The sequence below is a fragment of the Vibrio navarrensis genome, from assembly GCF_015767675.1.
Classification (GTDB): Bacteria; Pseudomonadota; Gammaproteobacteria; order Enterobacterales; family Vibrionaceae; genus Vibrio.
This window is the reverse complement of the sequence record NZ_CP065218.1, coordinates 711044-728496: the sequence shown is the minus strand read 5'-3', so window position 1 is coordinate 728496 and position 17453 is coordinate 711044. Positions and strand designations below refer to the sequence as shown.

General features: G+C 51.0%; 11 protein-coding genes and 2 pseudogenes. 8 read left to right on the top strand and 5 right to left on the bottom strand.

Going from position 1 to position 17453, the window contains the following annotated elements; all coding sequences use genetic code 11:
- Positions 1–107: 107 nt before the first annotated feature.
- From I3X05_RS19925 to rimO, 4 genes are all read left to right on the top strand, one after another.
- Complete coding sequence (locus I3X05_RS19925) at positions 108–2561, top strand: glycogen/starch/alpha-glucan phosphorylase (RefSeq protein ID WP_193166738.1); 2454 nt, start codon at positions 108–110, stop codon at positions 2559–2561.
- 138 nt (positions 2562–2699) lie between these two features.
- Positions 2700–4880 carry a 4-alpha-glucanotransferase gene (gene malQ, locus I3X05_RS19920; RefSeq protein WP_193184855.1) on the top strand — a complete coding sequence of 727 codons (2181 nt, stop codon included), beginning with the start codon at positions 2700–2702 and terminating at the stop codon, positions 4878–4880.
- A gap of 238 nt (positions 4881–5118) precedes the next feature.
- Entirely contained in the window at positions 5119–7299 is a 2181-nt protein-coding gene (gene glgB, locus I3X05_RS19915; protein ID WP_045570033.1) for a 1,4-alpha-glucan branching protein GlgB, read from the top strand.
- A gap of 205 nt (positions 7300–7504) precedes the next feature.
- Positions 7505–8917, top strand: a complete 1413-nt coding sequence (gene rimO, locus I3X05_RS19910) for a 30S ribosomal protein S12 methylthiotransferase RimO (RefSeq protein ID WP_039426538.1) — start codon at positions 7505–7507, stop codon at positions 8915–8917.
- A 63-nt stretch (positions 8918–8980) separates the two neighbouring features.
- Here rimO and I3X05_RS19905 read toward each other — a convergent pair whose 3' ends face one another.
- A complete protein-coding gene (locus tag I3X05_RS19905) occupies positions 8981–9568 on the bottom strand; it encodes a LysE family translocator (protein WP_045570032.1) in 588 nt (195 codons plus the stop codon).
- A gap of 136 nt (positions 9569–9704) precedes the next feature.
- On the opposite strand from I3X05_RS19905, the gene I3X05_RS19900 reads away from it, so the two are divergent.
- Both I3X05_RS19900 and I3X05_RS19895 read left to right on the top strand, forming a co-directional pair.
- Positions 9705–10145, top strand: a complete 441-nt coding sequence (locus I3X05_RS19900) for an Lrp/AsnC family transcriptional regulator (protein ID WP_045570031.1) — start codon at positions 9705–9707, stop codon at positions 10143–10145.
- Between the two features lie 408 nt (positions 10146–10553).
- Positions 10554–11732 carry a lytic polysaccharide monooxygenase gene (locus tag I3X05_RS19895; RefSeq protein WP_045570010.1) on the top strand — a complete coding sequence of 393 codons (1179 nt, stop codon included), beginning with the start codon at positions 10554–10556 and terminating at the stop codon, positions 11730–11732.
- Between the two features lie 8 nt (positions 11733–11740).
- Here the strand turns inward: I3X05_RS19895 and I3X05_RS19890 are convergent, their stop codons facing one another.
- The gene (locus I3X05_RS19890; RefSeq protein WP_045570009.1) at positions 11741–12346 is read right to left on the bottom strand and encodes an HAD family hydrolase; all 606 of its coding nucleotides are present in this window, start codon (positions 12344–12346) and stop codon (positions 11741–11743) included.
- 378 nt (positions 12347–12724) lie between these two features.
- Here I3X05_RS19890 and I3X05_RS19885 point away from each other — a divergent pair, with 378 nt between their 5' ends.
- Complete coding sequence (locus I3X05_RS19885) at positions 12725–13918, top strand: type III PLP-dependent enzyme (RefSeq protein ID WP_039463817.1); 1194 nt, start codon at positions 12725–12727, stop codon at positions 13916–13918.
- A 108-nt stretch (positions 13919–14026) separates the two neighbouring features.
- Here I3X05_RS19885 and I3X05_RS23870 read toward each other — a convergent pair.
- The 3 genes and pseudogenes from I3X05_RS23870 to I3X05_RS19875 form a co-directional block, all read right to left on the bottom strand.
- Positions 14027–14452: pseudogene (locus I3X05_RS23870) on the bottom strand (methyl-accepting chemotaxis protein); the annotation flags it as partial.
- Between the two features lie 159 nt (positions 14453–14611).
- Positions 14612–15250, bottom strand: a pseudogene (locus I3X05_RS23865) (PAS domain-containing protein); the annotation flags it as partial.
- Between the two features lie 497 nt (positions 15251–15747).
- The gene (locus I3X05_RS19875; protein WP_045570030.1) at positions 15748–16161 is read right to left on the bottom strand and encodes a PaaI family thioesterase; all 414 of its coding nucleotides are present in this window, start codon (positions 16159–16161) and stop codon (positions 15748–15750) included.
- A gap of 265 nt (positions 16162–16426) precedes the next feature.
- On the opposite strand from I3X05_RS19875, the gene I3X05_RS19870 reads away from it, so the two are divergent.
- Positions 16427–17347 (top strand): aminoimidazole riboside kinase, encoded by a 921-nt coding sequence (locus I3X05_RS19870; protein ID WP_337971206.1) that lies wholly within the window; start codon positions 16427–16429, stop codon positions 17345–17347.
- Positions 17348–17453 lie beyond the last annotated feature (106 nt).

Below are 17453 nucleotides of genomic sequence, written 5' to 3'. Positions count from 1 at the left end.
CCTGACCCCTCCTCCCGTAAAGGCCCAAAAATGGGAGGATGTTTATTCATTGCCATCCATGCACGATGTACCGCAGATGGATTAGAACCAAAGGTGAGATTTCTCTAATGAAACCTACTCAACAAAAACAATTCGACAAAGTGTCGTTCCAAGAAAGTGTCAAAAAACACCTCTCAGCAACTTACGCCCAAACTCTAGAAAACGCCGATAGCCGCGCTTGGTATCTGGCGATGGGTCGTGCGCTCGCGGAGCTGACAACTTTCGACTTACTTGCTACCGAAACCGACAAGAAAATTCTTCAAGCCAAGAGCGTTAACTATCTGTCCCTTGAGTTTTTGATTGGCCGTTTAACCGGTAATAACCTCATCAGCTTAGGTCTGTATGAGCAGATCACAGAGGCGATGGCAGAGCTTGGTCAAAACCTCACCGATCTTCTTGAAGAGGAACGTGACCCATCATTGGGTAACGGTGGCCTAGGCCGTTTAGCCGCGTGTTTTATGGATTCTTTGGCAGCGCAAGAATTCCCAACCGTGGGTTACGGCCTGCACTATGAGTATGGTCTGTTCAAACAATCTTTTGAAAATGGCCGTCAAAAAGAAGCACCCGATGCTTGGTGTGGCGTTGAAGGTTACCCTTGGGAAGTGGCGCGTCCTGAACTGGCGCAACAGATCGGTTTCTATGGCCATGTGGAAGCGTACCAAGAAAATGGCAAAGAGAAACGCCGTTGGGTACCGGGCATGCATGTAAAAGCGATGCCGTGGGATCTACCGATCGTTGGTTACGAGAGCGATACGGTTTATCCGTTGCGTTTGTGGGAATGTCAGGCGATCGCCCCATTCTCGCTAGAGAGCTTTAACAACGGCAACTACTTTGAAGCGCAGCACGCATTGATCGACGCGGGCAACATCACCAAAGTGTTGTACCCGAACGACAACCACGAAAAAGGCAAGACACTGCGTCTGATGCAGCAATATTTCCATAGCGCCGCATCGGTACGTGACATTCTGCGTCGCCACGAAGCGGCGGGTCACGCGCTGGCGGATCTGGCTAAATTTGAAACCATTCAGCTTAACGATACGCACCCAACTATCGCTATCCCTGAGCTAATGCGCATTCTGATCGACGAAAAAGGTCTGACTTGGGATGAAGCGTGGGCAATCAGCTCAAAAACCTTCGCTTACACCAACCACACGCTACTGCCTGAAGCACTGGAAACGTGGAGCGAGTCGTTGATTCAGCACCTGCTGCCGCGTCATATGGAGATCATTTACGAGATCAACCACCGCTTCTTGCAAGAAGTTCGTGCCAAATGGCCAGGTGATGTGGCGAAACAGCAAAAACTGTCGATCATTCAAGAAGGCTTCCACCGCATGGTGCGCATGGCGAACTTGTGTGTGATTGGCTCTTATGCGGTCAACGGTGTTGCGGCGCTGCACTCAGAACTGGTTAAACGTGACCTGTTCCCAGAGTTCAACGAACTGTACCCAACGCGTCTGCAAAACGTGACTAACGGTGTGACGCCACGTCGCTGGTTGAAGTTCTGTAACCCAGGTTTGTCTGCGCTGATCTCTGAGAAGATTGGCACGGAGTGGCCAGCTCATCTTGAGCAGCTAGAAGGCATTACCAAGTTTGCGGAAGACGCCAAGTTCCAGAAGCAATACATGGCGGTTAAGAAAGCCAACAAAGAGCGTTTGGCCAAGTGGGTGAAAGAGAACATGGGTATCGAGCTAGATACCAATGCGATCTTCGACGTACAGATCAAACGTCTGCATGAATACAAGCGTCAGCATCTCAACATGCTGCACATCTTGTCTCTGTACCACCGTTTACTGAACGATGCGAACTTCGACATGGCGCCTCGCGTGGTGTTCTTTGCAGCCAAAGCGGCACCGGGTTACCACCTAGCGAAAGAGATCATCTTTGCTATCAACAAGATCGCAGAGAAGGTCAACAACGATCCACGCATCGGCAACAAGCTGAAAGTGGTCTTCATCCCTGACTACCGTGTCAGCATGGCGGAAATCATCATTCCAGCGGCGGATGTGTCTGAGCAAATCTCAACCGCAGGTAAAGAAGCATCTGGTACTGGCAACATGAAGATGGCACTGAACGGTGCATTGACTATCGGTACCATGGACGGCGCGAACGTGGAGATCCGCGAAGAAGTGGGCGATGACAACATCTACATCTTCGGTTTGGAAGTGGATGGTGTTGAAGCGCTGAAAGCGAAAGGGTACAACCCGTTTGATTACTACCACGCCGATCCGCTACTCAAAGCATCGATGGATCTGCTGCTGGGTGAAGAGTTCACTCCGGGTCAACCTGGCCTACTACGAGCGACCTTCGATAGCCTCCTTGATGGCGGTGATCCGTACCTCTGCTTGGCTGACTTCGCTTCTTATGTGAAAGCGCACGAAGCGATGGACAAACAGTACCGTGACCCAGCGGGTTGGGCGAAGAAAGCGATTTTGAACACCGCCTTGGTTGGCAAGTTCAGCTCAGACCGCTCAATTCGTGATTACGTGAACAACATCTGGAAACTCGAAGCGGTTCGTCGTTAAGCAAAATAACCAAGGTAGCCAACGGCTGCCTTGGTTGTTTATCCACGACTTGGTTGTTTATCTACGCATTGAATAACAACACCATTTGCAGCATAAAACCCTACATTGAAGGCTTGAGAAGTACCTTCGGAGAAAGCGATGAAAGAACAAACAGCATTAAAGAAAGTCGCAGAGATGGCAAGATTAGCCGATAGCTACGTCAGCGCTTGGGGAGATGAAGCGTACGTTTCCGATGAAACGCTTCGCCGCCTGTTGACTTCGCTTGGCTACGACACCAGCAGCGACGAAAAACTACTGGCATCTGCTGAAAGAATGCACAAGAAAGACGTATTGGCCCCTGTTTTGGTTCTACGTGACGGTGATGTGGTTGAGGTTGAGCTTAACCTTGGCGTGAGCGCGCGTGAAAGCGAGTTCAACTGGCGCTTAGAAACCGAGCAAGGAGAGGTACTGGAAGGCTATCTTCAATCACAAATTGTGCGTGACGAGCGTGCCGAGGGTGGCCCTCTAGTGTTTGCACTGCCAAAAGATTTGGCGTGGGGTTATCACAAATTGTATGTCAGCCGTAAGCGTCGCAAAGCGCCTTATGAAATGACGCTGATCAAAACGCCGCGCGCGTGTTTCAAACAAGGCTCGCTGGAGCATGGCAAAAAACTTTGGGGCCCAAGCATTCAGCTTTACACCCTGCGCACTCAGCACAACTGGGGGATCGGTGATTTTGGCGATCTGAAACAACTGGTCAGCGACATCGCTTCGCGTGGCGGTGATTTCATTGGTCTGAACCCAATTCACTCACTTTTCCCAGCAAACCCAGAAGGGGCTAGCCCATACAGCCCATCCTCTCGCCGCTGGCTGAACATCCTGTACATCGATGTGAGTTCCGTGCCTGAGTTTGCCCTAAGTGCGCAAGCACAGCAAAAAGTCGGCAGCGCAGAGTTCCAGCAGCGCCTGCAAAAAGTACGTGAATCGCACTGGGTCAATTACTCTGAAGTTGCCGAGCTGAAGATGAGCGTACTGCCACTGCTGTTTGACGAGTTCAAAGCGCGTCATCTGGACAAAAACAGCGACCGCGCTCGCGCCTTTCTCGCCTTTGTGGAAGATGGCGGCGACAGCTTAGTGCACCAAGCGGCGTTTGACGCTTTGCATGGTGAACTGCACGCTAAAGACAGCAACATGTGGGGCTGGCCCGTTTTCCCTGAGCAGTATCGCCGTTTTGATTCGGCCGCGACGCAGAAGTACATCAAAGAGAACCAAGATCGCGTTCATCTCTACATGTACCTGCAATGGATTGCGGACGGCCAAATCAACGAAGCACAAGCGCTCGCAGAAGAGAAAGGCATGTCGGTTGGTTTGTACCGTGACCTAGCGGTGGGCGTGGCCGATTCCGGCAGCGAAACGTGGGCAGACAACGGTAACTTAGTGCTGGACGCCAGCATCGGCGCGCCGCCAGATGTTCTCGGCCCACTTGGTCAAAACTGGGGCTTGCCACCGCTTAACCCGCAAGTACTGCAAAACACCGCTTACGACGCGTACATCAAACTGCTGCGCGCCAACATGAAGCATTGTGGGGCACTGCGTATCGACCACGTACTTGGCTTGCTGCGTTTGTGGTGGATCCCAAGAGGAGAGAAGGCGACTGAAGGGGCGTATCTCTACTACCCAGTGGAAGACATGCTGGCGATTTTGGCGCTGGAATCTCACCGCCACCAGTGCAGCGTGATCGGCGAAGATTTGGGTACCGTACCTGACGAGATCGTTGACATTTTGCGTGACGCGGGCGTGCATTCCTACAAGGTGTTCTTCTTCGAAACATCGAAAGATGATGGTGGTTTCATTTCACCTAAGCATTACGCGGAGCAATCCATGGCGGCACTGTGTACCCACGACATGCCAACGCTACGCGGTTTCTGGCACTGTGATGACCTGAAAATGGGTCGCGAGATTGGCCTTTACCCGAATGAAGAGCAGCTGCTCGGCTTGTTTGATGATCGCTTGAAGTGCAAACAAGGCATTCTGGACAGCGTACGCTGGCATGGTTATCTGCCAGAAAGCATCGGTCACGACGCGCAATTTGTGCCAATGGATGCTTACCTAAGCGAAGCACTGCAACTGCACGTCGCGGCGGGTTCGTCGGCACTGCTTAGTGTTCAGCTTGAAGACTGGCTGCAAATGGACAACCCAGTCAACATCCCGGGCACGGTCGATGAGTACCCGAACTGGCGTCGTAAACTGTCGATGAATCTTGATGAGATCTTCAGTCGTGACGATGTCAACCGCATCGCCAAACGGTTGAGCGAAGTGCGTGCACAAGCGAGCAAATAAGCCGGCTTGACAAGAGATGACCCGATGTAATGACTTGATTTTACGCACAGAAACTACAGCATGGGTCACTCTATCTTTACCAGTAAATTGGTAGAATAAGTTACCGTTATTATGCCCGCCCCATAAAGCGGGCATTTTTGTTATTTATTGCCGTTTGCGCTTTACTGTGTAACGCAATAAGTTTGTGGTGAACGCGGAATTTAGTTCACAACGTTGGCTGTTTGGCGAGGGAAAAGGTTTGAAAAAAAGTGTAAAAAGTAAGCGAGATCAGGTGGTGGAGAAATTGTCTCAAGCCGCTTACGCCGACCCGTTCTCATTTTTGGGTCCATTTATTGATGACGCAGCAGGCTCACTGCGGGTTTGGATGCCCGGAGCAACTGGGGTTGAACTGGTGCTGGATGGGCAACCACGCATCACCTTAAAGCGCGAAAAAGAAAGCGCGTTTATTTTAGAAGAAAAGCGCGATCTGCATCTAACGCATTACCAATTAGCAATCGATTGGAATGGCGTGGAGCAGCTTATCGATGACCCGTATCAGTACCATACCATTTACGCTGAGTATGACGATCTGCACACTCCAAAGCAGATGTATCACCATATGGGGGCGCAATTTGTCAACCAAGAGCGCGGCGGAAAGTCGATCTCCGGGGTTCGTTTCTTGGTCTATGCGCCACACGCATCTGCGGTGAGCTTGGTCGGCGCGTTTAACGATTGGGATGGTCGCCGCCTCCCGATGCAGCGTCTGGATTACGGCATTTGGGGCCTATTTGTCCCCGGCTTAGCAGAAGGCGTTAGCTACAAGTTTGAGATGAAAGGGCCTGATGGCAAAGGGCTACCGCACAAAGCAGACCCTTGGGGTTTCTACGCTGAGCAATACCCTTCTTTTTCATCGGTCACTTACGATCACAATCGCTACCAATGGCAAGATGCCGCTTGGCAATCTCGCCCAGTCACGGCGAAGCGCAAAGAAGCGCTGTCGTTTTATGAGCTGCATGCGGGCTCTTGGAAACGCAATGCTGATGGCGAGTTTCTTAACTATCGCGAATTGGCCGATGAACTGGTGCCATACCTTACCGAAATGGGCTACACCCATGTGGAGCTGATGCCGGTCTCTGAACACCCGTTCTACGGCTCTTGGGGTTACCAGCCTGTTGGTCTGTTTGCGCCCACCAGTCGCTATGGTTCACCGGATGATTTCAAATATTTCGTCGATGCGTGTCACCAAGCTGGCCTTGGCGTTGTGCTCGATTGGGTACCAGCGCATTTCCCGTCAGATGATCACGGCTTGGCCAATTTTGACGGTACTCCGTTGTTCCACGATCCCGATCCGCGTCGTGGCTGGCACCAAGACTGGAACTCGTTTATTTACGATGTGGGCCGCGAGCAAGTGCGCCGCTTCTTGGTCTCCAACGCGCTCTACTGGTTCGAGCAGTTCCACATTGACGGTATTCGCGTTGATGCGGTGGCGTCGATGCTTTACCTCGACTATTCACGCAGCCACGGCCAGTGGATCCCGAACCAAGACGGCGGCAATGAGAACTACGATGCGATTGCGATGTTCAAATGGATGAACGAGGAAGTGTACAAATACTTCCCGAATGCCATGACCATTGCTGAAGAATCGACCGCCTTTCCAGGCGTGTCTGCCCCGACTTTCCTCGGCGGTTTGGGCTTTGGCTTTAAGTGGAACATGGGCTGGATGCACGATAGCCTCGCGTACATCAAAGAAGAGCCTGTGCACCGCAAATACCACCACAACACGCTCACATTCCCGCTGGTGTACGCGCACAGTGAAAATTACGTGCTGTCGTTGTCACACGATGAAGTGGTGTACGGCAAAGGCTCGATCCACAACAAGATGCCGGGGGATGAGTGGCAGCAAACCGCCAACCTGCGAGCGTACTACGGTTATATGTATGGTCAGCCGGGTAAAAAACTCAACTTTATGGGCGCTGAGTTTGGTCAAACGGCGGAGTGGAACCACGACGATCAACTGCAATGGTTCTTGCTCGATTTTGAACGCCATCAAGGGGTGAAAGCGCTGATGCGTGATCTCAACTTCTTGTACCGCAACGAAGCGGCGCTGCACGATCAAGATTGTGTGCCAGCCGGTTTCGAATGGCGTTTGCAAGACGCCGCAGAGCTGAGCATCATCGCTCACGAGCGTATTAGCGAAGCGGGTGAGCGTATTTTGGTGATCTCCAACTTTACTCCGGTTCCGCGCGACGATTTCCGCCTTGGTGTACCAAGTCAGGGTACCTATTCGCTGTTGCTCAACACCGATGACGGCAAATACGCTGGTGCTGATTACGCCGTGCTGCCACAAGCGAAAACGGAAGCCATCGCGAGCGAAGGTCTGGCGCAATCCATTGTGCTTAACCTGCCGCCGCTGTCGACGCTGTTCTATAAACTGGGCTAAAAATCCGTTTCTAGATCGGCAAAAATGGGAACCGAGCGTTCCCATTTTTTATTGGCTAAATTTTGCACTAAAATCCTTATCTGGCTCTTTGCAATTTTTTGCCGTCAGTTATAATTCGCGCTCTTTAGAGATATCGCCAGCAGCGAAAAGTGGCAATCCGATCACGACCGGCTGGAAGTAATCAACACTGGAAGCAGACCAAGTAATGACAGTTCAAACGTTTACGCCTAACCAAACAACTACGTTGGAGACGGCAAAAAAAACCATCGAGCAGCAAAGCCAAGAAATGACGCCAACGGGCGGCAATAAAGTCGGTTTTGTCTCTTTGGGTTGTCCAAAAAACCTGGTGGATTCTGAGCGAATCCTGACTCAGTTACGTACCGAAGGCTACGAAATCGTCAACAGTTACCATGATTCTGACGTTGTGATCGTCAACACCTGCGGTTTTATCGACAGTGCGGTGCAGGAATCGCTGGATACCATCGGCGAAGCGTTGAAAGAGAACGGCAAAGTGATTGTGACCGGTTGTTTGGGCGCGCGCGAAGATGAGATCCGCGAGGTGCACCCGAATGTGCTGGGCATCACGGGCCCGCATGCCTACGAAAACGTCCTTGAACATGTGCACCAGTTTGCGCCAAAACCCGCGCACAATCCGTTTACCAGCCTAGTGCCGGATCATGGCGTTAAGCTGACACCAAAGCACTACGCTTATTTGAAGATATCGGAAGGGTGTAACCACCGCTGTACCTTCTGCATCATCCCATCGATGCGTGGCGATCTGGTCAGCCGTCCGGTGGGTGAAATCATTAGCGAAGCGGAGCGTTTGAAAAACGCTGGCGTGAAAGAGCTGCTGGTGATCAGCCAAGACACCAGTGCTTACGGGGTCGACAGCAAACACAGTTTAGGTTTTGCCAACGGCACGCCTGTGCGTCAAAACATCAAAGCGCTGAGCGAAGAACTTGGCAAACTGGGCATTTGGGTGCGCTTGCACTATGTCTATCCGTATCCACATGTGGATGATCTGATCCCGCTGATGGCGGAAGGCAAGATCCTGCCGTATTTGGATATTCCGTTCCAACACGCCAGCCCGAATGTTTTGAAAGCGATGAAACGTCCGGGGCGCGCCGAGCGTACGCTGGATCAAATCAAAAAATGGCGCGAAATCTGCCCTGAGTTGGTGATCCGTTCGACTTTCATCGTCGGTTTCCCGGGCGAAACGGAAGAAGATTTCGAGATGCTGCTAGAGTGGCTAAAAGAAGCGCAACTGGATCGCGTTGGCTGCTTTAAATACTCTCCGGTTGAAGGGGCGGCGGCAAATGAGATCGCGGAGCAGATCGCCGAAGAGGTGAAGCAAGAGCGTTTCGAACGCTTTATGCTGGTTCAGCAAGAGATCAGTGCCGCCAAGCTACAAAAGCGTATTGGCAGCACCATGAAAGTGATCATCGATGAAGTGGACGAAGAGGGCGCGATTGGCCGTACCTACGCTGATGCGCCGGAAATCGATGGTCTGGTTTACCTTAATGGCGAAACCAGCCTCAAGCCGGGTGAGCTGGTTGAGGTAGTGATCGAGCACGCCGATGAGTACGATCTGTGGGGTTCGCTGGCTAGCGCGCAGTAAAGCCGCCGATTGTTACCAGCAAATCATCGCAATCAAAAAGAGCCGGCTTGTCCGGCTCTTTGCTTATCCCAGCATAGGAAGGGTGGAGACCAGCAGTAGAAGCGCCATGCTAATGTTGAACCCTTTGACTCGCGTGCTAGTGGTAAGCCAACGCTGCAATTGTGTGCCAGCGGCGGCCCAAAAGCTGACCGAAGGAATGTTGGCAGCGATAAAAATCCCGGCGATCAACGTCATCTCCCACCAATGGCTGCCGCTGCTGTAAACGCTGACCGCAGTCAGTGCCATCGACCAGCCTTTAGGGTTAACCCATTGAAAAATGGCGGCTTGTAAAAAATTGAGCGGCGTGAAATTCTCTTTCTCGGCCGCTTTGCCGCTGGTGGCGATTTTCACCGCCAAATAGAGCAAATAGCTCAGACTGAGGTATTTCAAAATATCATGGCTAAGCGGGTAGTGGTTAAACAGCCCCATCAGCCCCACGCCGACTAAGATCACCATCAGGGCAAAACCGAATGTGACGCCAAGCATGTGCGGAATGGTGCGCACAAATCCGACATTGGCCCCTGAGGTCATCAACATAATGTTGTTCGGACCGGGGGTAAAGGTAGAAACAAACGCAAACAAGGCCAAAGCCCCCAATTGTTGCAACTCCATCATTTTCTCCTCAATTTCTCTTATTGTTGGTTCATGAGATAACGCTTGACCGGTCACGACAATCATAAGTAGTTTCAATGGCAATTTTGTGCTTATATTTGATGACAAAACACAATATCAGCAAGAAAATTTCACTATGGATAAGTTTGACGAAAAAATATTGCACGCACTGAAAAGCAATGGCCGTCTCCCCAATGTTGAGCTGGCAGAGCGTGTCGGTTTGTCGGCCTCGGCCACCTTAAGACGAGTGCAAGATTTGGAGCGTAAAGGGGTGATTCAGGGCTACCGGGCGGTGCTCGACAGCAGTCAACTTGGTATCGGTTTTGTCGCCTATGTGTCGATTGGGCTGGCGTCGCACAGCAAAAAAGCGCAGCAACAATTTGAAGATCATGTGCGCTTTGTCGATGAAGTGGTCGAGTGTCACAACATCACGGGGGCGAATGAGTACTTACTTCGAGTTGAAACGCGCGATCTGGTCAGCTACAAGAAATTTCATGCCGATGTGTTAGGAGAGTGCGAGCAGGTAAAATCCATCACCACTATGGTGGTGATGGATTCGCCGAAAGATGAACGCTAGCAAACTGTATAACCGCAGATGGTATGCCGTTGAGACTTTTTAGGCGAGGATAACAGTTGGTTTGAGTTTGTATAGCAGCGTTCGCCGCCTGCTGGTCTGAACGCTTTCTGAGTTGTTGCGATGACTTTGATTGGCAAGGCTGAAAATAAATCTTAGGCGCTTCTCCTTGATTGTTTGGTCAATTGGTCGGTTACCTGCACGCTTTGAAGTGACTCGAAAATGTTTGTCGAGCGCTTTGGCGTGCTACAAACAGGCTGGAAAGCAGCTAGCAAACCGGGCAAAAAGTCCCACTGAATCCCATTTTGAGCGCGGCATGCCACGCACATCCTGCTAGTTTTACAGCGCCTATTCTCACCAAGCGGGATAGGTTTTCAATACGTAACGTTTTGAGAATCAAAAGGGATCAGGATGAAAAATACAATTACTCTGTCTGCCTTGGGGGCGAGTGTTATCGCCGCGCTCAGCGCATGCAATGTCAGTGCCCATGGCTGGGTCGAATACCCCAATGCGAGACAAAACATCTGTTATGAAGATGGCGGTTTCTGGACAAATGAAATCCCTAATCAGGCGTGTCAGGCGGCGTATGATGTCTCTGGCGCGTATCCATTTGTGCAGCGCAATGAAGTCTCTGCCAATGTGCCTAACTATCGTGATATGGCCCATGTAAAAGCGATTGTGGCCAATGGCGAGCTGTGCTCGGCGGGCGATGCGGCGAAAGCGGGGTTGAATTTGCCTTCGCCCGATTGGCAAAGAAGCAATGTCTCTCTGGATGCCAACAATCAGCTGGATTTAGTGTTTGCTGGCGTGGTGCCGCATAACCCCTCTTACTGGGAATTTTATCTCACCAAACCAAGCTACGATCCTTCTTTGCCACTGACGTGGGATGATCTCGAGCTGATCGATAGCGCTGGCGATGTGGCGGTGGATGAGCAAAAACGCTATCGCATTAAGGTCAGCTTTCCGGCGGGGCGCAGCGGTGATGCCATTCTCTACACTCGCTGGCAGCGTGTTGATGCCGGTGGCGAAGGCTTCTACAACTGTAGCGACATCACGTTCAAAGACGGAGGAACCACACCTCCAACCGACCCGACGGATCCACCGACTGAGCCGGGTAACAACCTGAGCGTGCTGGGCTATTTTGTTCCGCAAGGCTTTACGGTGGAATCGGGAGATACGGTGCGTTTTAGAACCTTTGATGCGTCCGGCGCAGAGCTGGTGGATCTCTCTTTACCGATCAGCGCCAACAACACCAGCACTTGGGCGGCAGAGCTGGCAGGGCAGTTCAATGGTCAGCAGCATAAAGATTGGTACATCGGTATCTGGCATCAGGAGATGAACCACTATATGTTCGATACGCGCAACTTGTTTGCCAACCAAGTCCATGCGCCAAGCGCCAATTTCAGTTACGCGCTGTCGCTGGTCAAAGGCGATACCACACCGCCGACCGAGCCAGACAACCTTTGGAGTAAAGACAAAGTTTATCAGGCGGGCGATGTCGTGAGCCACAACGGACGCGAATGGACGGCCAAATGGTGGACCAAAGGTGAGGAACCGGGCACCACCGGAGAGTGGGGCGTTTGGAAATAGTCTCGCGACTAACGATTGGCAGTGCGCACGCGCTGCCAATTCATATACGCTTCATCGGCCATATTGAGCATCGGCCAATCCTCTTCGGTGTCGCCGTAAGCATAAACCTTGCTGTAGTCGCTTAGTCGACAGTGCTGTTTTACCCGCTGTACTTTCTGTTCTCTGCTGCAATCGCCTTGTTGGTATTTGCCCGTATACCGGCCGCGGCTGACCGCCATTTCACTGCACAATAGCTCAATGCCTTGCGCGTCGCACCAATGGCGCAGATAGAGATCGAGCGACGCGGAGACCAAGATGATCCGATCGCCGCGCTGTTGATGCCAAGCCAGTTTCGCCACCGCCTCCGGCCGTAGATAACGTGGAATAACGTCACGGGCAAACTGCGCTCCTATTATTTGCAGCGTTGCTTCTCGGCGGCCTTTAAACGCGATCCAACTGGCGATGGGGCGCATAAGATGACTTGGCAACAGATTGGTTTTGTACAGCAGATAAAACGGCGCGATCACCACTCGGCCCACCCACTTACGCGTGCCTGAGGCGGAATGGTTGAGAAAGAGTGAAAACATATCTTCATTGGTGAGCGTGCCGTCGAAGTCAAACAGAGCCAGATTCATCACAACGCCTTGTTATCTTTTGCTTTAAGCGCCAAGTGTACCTCATCAGCGTTAAGAGGCCGAGCCAAAAGGGAAAATGCAATTGCATTAGGATTTGTTAAATAGATATGCAAAATATAGTCATAAATAATCGTGGTCTTTACCATAAAAAATCTTTTCCTTAGGTGGGACATTTTTTATTGTGCTGAGTAAACGATGACCTTATTATCCCCCTGCTTCTTGATGATAGCCAATCCGAGTACATCACATTCTGTTTTGTGGCAAGGCGATAGAGCAACTATCCAAGAGTGACTTTGACGGCGCCCGCGCGCTCTTATTGACGCTCCACTTTTCATCACGACTCACATGAAAAGTGCCCAACAGACTTGGAGGTTTACAATGGCTCATTCTGCATTTGGTTTTCAATCTATCTCTTCTCCTGCGCTGTCCAATGACGACATCGCGCTGATCGAATCTTCCGTTGAACAATTTGGCGCGCCGCTGTTGCTGCTTGATTGCGATATTATTCGTCAGCAGTACCGTGCACTGAAAAATGCCTTACCCGGCGTGACGTTACACTACGCGCTCAAGCCACTGCCGCACCCAGTTGTGGTCAGAACGCTGTTGGCGGAAGGCGCCAGTTTTGATCTGGCAACCAGCGGAGAAGTCGATCTCGTTGCGCAAGAAGGCGTACCGGCCGAGCTGACCATCCACACCCATCCGATCAAACGTGATGCGGATATCCGCGATGCGCTGGCGTATGGCTGTAATGTGTTTGTGGTCGACAACCTCAATGAGCTGGCGAAGTTCAAAGCGTACAGCGAAGAGGTGGAATTGTTGGTGCGTTTGAGCTTTCGCAACTCAGAAGCGTTTGCTGATTTATCGAAAAAATTCGGCTGTTCACCAGAGCAAGCACTGACCATCATTGAAACCGCTCAAGCGTGGAATATTCGCATTAAAGGCTTGTCGTTCCATGTTGGTTCACAAACCACCAATCCGCATAAATATGTAGAAGCGATCCACACCTGCCATCGTGTGATGCAGCAAGTGGTGGAAATGGGCCTACCAGCACTCAGCACGCTCGATATCGGTGGCGGTTTCCCAGTCAACTACACTCAGCAAGTGATGCCGATTGATGAGTTTTGTGCGCCGATTAACCAAGCGTTAAATGCATTGCCTGATACGGTGCATGTGCTGGCTGAACCCGGACGCTTCATCTGCGCGCCAGCGGTAACTAGCGTTGCTTCGGTAATGGGGCAAGCCGAGCGTGAAGGACAGATCTGGTATTACCTAGACGACGGTATCTACGGTTCGTTCAGTGGTTTGATGTTCGATGATGCCAAATACCCATTGGTGACCATCAAACAAGGCGGTGAGCTATTGCCAAGCGTGTTGTCTGGCCCAACTTGTGACAGTGTGGACGTGATTGCGGAAAACATCATGCTGCCAAAACTGGAAAACGGCGATTTGGTAATTGGTCGTACCATGGGCGCGTACACCAGCGCGACGGCAACAGACTTTAACTTTTTCAAACGTGCGCAGACCATCGCGCTGAATGAACAAGTGGAAAACAGCGAACGTTTGATTGGCTGATAACCCAAACGGATGACCGCAAAAACAAAAAACGCTCACATTGCTGTGGGCGTTTTGCTTTTGTGCCACAAGTGGTGAATTCCAGTGGCACTTTTGCTTGTTATCGGCTTAGAGCTTTTGGTTGAATTGACTGACCGATTCGATGACTTGTTCCGCGCCAGATTTGATCTCTTCCATCAATTGCCCAGCTTGATTGGATAATTGCAACGTGTCGCCAGCCTGCACTTGGCAGTCCGCGATAAGTTCAACCGCTTTGGTGGTTCCTTGTAAATTCTCCGACACCACATCGGCTATCTCTTTAGTGGTCTGGTTAGTTCTTGAAGCCAGTTTGCGCACTTCGTCCGCCACCACGGCAAATCCACGGCCCTGTTCGCCCGCTCGCGCCGCTTCAATCGCCGCGTTTAGTGCCAGCAAGTTGGTTTGGTCGGCGATGGCGCTAATGTCGCCTACGAGGTCATCAATTTTCTGTGAATCGTCTTTCAGTTTTTCTATGTCTTGCGTGGCACGCTGCATCTGCTCGACTAGGCTCTCCATCTTGTCGATCATGCTTCTGACCACTTCTTGACCTTGCGATGTCTGCTTTCCAGTCTCTTCAGAGATGCTGTAAGCCAAATGTGCGGCTTCGGCAACAACCTGTTCCTGATTCACTTGATCGGTGATCACCGTAGCAAACTTGACGACTTTATACAGTTCCCCGAAGTCATCATGGATGGGGTTGTAGGAGGCTTCGAGCCACACGGTACGTCCGTAGTTATCGATACGCTGAAAGCGGTCTGAAATGAACTGACCTGCTGCCAGCTTTTTCCAAAATTCTATGTAAGCGGAAGAATTCGCTTCTTCGCTATGACAAAAAATGCGGTGATGTTTCCCGGCGATTTGTTCATTGTTGCTAAATCCCATGCCGCGCAAGAAATTCTCATTGGCGCGGATAATTGTGCCATCAAGGTTAAATTCAATCACAGCGGTAGAGCGATTAAGCGCTTTGAGCAAATCTTCGTGCTCGCGAGATTTACTGATGGTACGGGTTAGCTCAGTGGCAAAAACGATGAAGCTTTGGACATTGCCTGTTATATCTATCACAGGTTGAACAATTGCTCTGAGCCAGGCTTCTTGGTGATTACCTTTCTCTATTTGCAAGGCACCATTCCAATGTTCACGCTTCTCAATGGCACTTTTCATCCGCGTATAATGTGGGGTAGCTCTAGCATGTTTGGGAACGAGGTTAGTGAGGTGTTCGCCAGAGATATTAGCGAGCTTAATACCCAACTCTCGCTCAAAATTCGCATTGACGTCATTGACCTTCCCTTGCGGATCAAGCGTTATACGCAACATGTCATTGTTGAGGCTCTCATTTATCTGTTCAAGCGAATACAATCTTTCTTTTAGTTGTTGGTTTTCTCTTTGCAGAGAGTTATTAAAAAACATGTCGGTTTACCTTGGGCGGAGGACAATATTAGGGATTATAGCTTTTGTCATAATTGCTTACATCGTGGTTTAGCACATTCCGCCAAGTAAATTAAAACAACATGTTAAACCACTAGGTATCAACCAGTTGCGCGGCGGTTTCTATCATATTGAACTAGAGGGAGTTTTCTCTTCCGGCAAAATGAGCGGTAAAGCTCAATGCGAATGAGCTGAAAGACAAAACGCCCATAGTGTGAAGTCGAGTGACGAGATCACGATGTCTCTTCGGTCAGCGATGACGCTTTGCCCTTCTCGCTAGGCGAGCAAGGCGAGCAAGGCTTGGCTAGTTCTACTGCCCATTCTCTTTCCGCCTTCAGCCGCCGTTTTTCACTCCACTTTGACCTTTCTCCCCGTGAGTGTTCCCGCTAGTTTTGCGGCTTTGGCACAATAAATTTGCCACTTGCGCTCACATGAACCTTCCCCTGAACACACAGCTCGGCAGAAAGCTGATATATGCCCCGTTTCTGCGTATCGCAACGGGCGAAAATCATCACCTGTTCGCCAATTGCAATCGGTTCATGGTAACGAACGTCGAGCCTTGCCGTCAGCGCTGGAATATTTTGCAACAGCAAACAGTGCGTCATCGCACCATCGAGCAAGGCACTGGCGATACCACCATGGAGCAGATTTTGATAGCCCATATGACGAACCTGCGGAGTAAACTGCGCAAAGACGAGGTTTTCTTCACTCAATTGGTATTCCACTCCAAGGCTGTACGGGTTTTGTTGTTCGCTGGCGCAGACAGCACAGCTTTTGTGCAGGGTGAGGGCGTGATTCATGGTGATCCCGTTGGTTAGGCAAATTGAGTTAATAGCATATGCCAGTAACAACGGAAGATACTGGCTGCAATCATTGTTTGCAGCCAGTGACAATTACCCTTTCTTGGGAACGATACCGGAAAAGGTTTAAAAAGGCATGTTTGGCGCTACAAAAATTTTTGCATGATCACAAATTTAAACTCAGCGCCGATCGGTTTGAGCATCGTGACTTTTCATCTTAAGTACATGGTTTACACTGAGCGCAGGCTATATTTGGAGAATTGAGATGAGCAGAGTATGGGTAACGGGTGATGCGGTGGTGGATTTGATCCCCGATGGTGAAGCGCACTACCTTAAATGCCCGGGTGGCGCGCCTGCCAATGTTGCAGTGGCGATTGCTCGCCTAGGTGGAGATAGCGCGTTTTTTGGTCGAGTCGGGAACGATCCCTTTGGGCGGTTTATGCAGCAAACACTCAGCGATGAAGCGGTGGATTGCCAGCATTTAACTCTAGATAGCGAAAAGCGCACCTCAACGGTGGTGGTCGACTTGGATGATAGCGGTGAGCGTAGCTTCACTTTTATGGTCAAGCCAAGCGCGGATCAATTTCTCCAACCTACTGACATCCCGAGATTTAAATCGCGCGAGTGGCTGCACGTTTGCTCGATTGCCTTGGCCAACGAGCCCAGCCGTAGCAGCACGTTTGAAGCGATCGCGCGGATGAAACAGGCTGGCGGTTTTGTCAGCTTTGATCCAAACTTGCGCGAAGAAGTTTGGGCGAAACCTCAGGAGCTGATCGAGGTGGTGATGCGCGCGGTCGCGCTGGCGGATGTGGTGAAGTTCTCCGAAGAAGAACTGATGCTGCTCACCCAAACGGCCTCGATTGAAGAAGGTTTGGCGGTATTGGAAAGCTATGTACTGCCGCTGGTGGTAATCACCCAAGGTGCCAAGGGTGCTTTAGTGGTGGCGGGCAAAACGCAGACGTTGGTGAGCGGAAAAGTGGTGAAGCCGATTGATACGACCGGAGCGGGCGATGCGTTTGTCGGCGGTTTACTCTACCAGTTGTCTGTCGCAGAGGATTGGCGCTCGGCTGAGGCCATTACTCAGGCTATTACTTGGGCGCATGGCTGTGGTGCGCTCGCTACGACGCAGAAAGGGGCGATGACGGCACTGCCCAATCAAGCGGCGCTTATGGCCTTTCTTGCTTGATGGTACGAGTGAATCTGTTTTGGGCGAGCCGAGAGCTCGCCTTTTTTCTGTTGTCGTTTTTTGTCTGCCTTGATCACAAAACCAATTCAGATCGTGAATCAGATTA

Coding starts and splice junctions, on each gene's coding strand:
- I3X05_RS19925 (WP_193166738.1), top strand. CDS start 108: ATGAAACCTACTCAACAAAAACAATTCGACAAAGTGTCGTTCCAAGAA.
- malQ (WP_193184855.1), top strand. CDS start 2,700: ATGAAAGAACAAACAGCATTAAAGAAAGTCGCAGAGATGGCAAGATTA.
- rimO (WP_039426538.1), top strand. CDS start 7,505: ATGACAGTTCAAACGTTTACGCCTAACCAAACAACTACGTTGGAGACG.
- I3X05_RS19905 (WP_045570032.1), bottom strand. CDS start 9,568: ATGGAGTTGCAACAATTGGGGGCTTTGGCCTTGTTTGCGTTTGTTTCT.
- I3X05_RS19900 (WP_045570031.1), top strand. CDS start 9,705: ATGGATAAGTTTGACGAAAAAATATTGCACGCACTGAAAAGCAATGGC.
- I3X05_RS19895 (WP_045570010.1), top strand. CDS start 10,554: ATGAAAAATACAATTACTCTGTCTGCCTTGGGGGCGAGTGTTATCGCC.
- I3X05_RS19890 (WP_045570009.1), bottom strand. CDS start 12,346: ATGAATCTGGCTCTGTTTGACTTCGACGGCACGCTCACCAATGAAGAT.
- I3X05_RS19885 (WP_039463817.1), top strand. CDS start 12,725: ATGGCTCATTCTGCATTTGGTTTTCAATCTATCTCTTCTCCTGCGCTG.
- I3X05_RS19875 (WP_045570030.1), bottom strand. CDS start 16,161: ATGAATCACGCCCTCACCCTGCACAAAAGCTGTGCTGTCTGCGCCAGC.
- I3X05_RS19870 (WP_337971206.1), top strand. CDS start 16,427: ATGAGCAGAGTATGGGTAACGGGTGATGCGGTGGTGGATTTGATCCCC.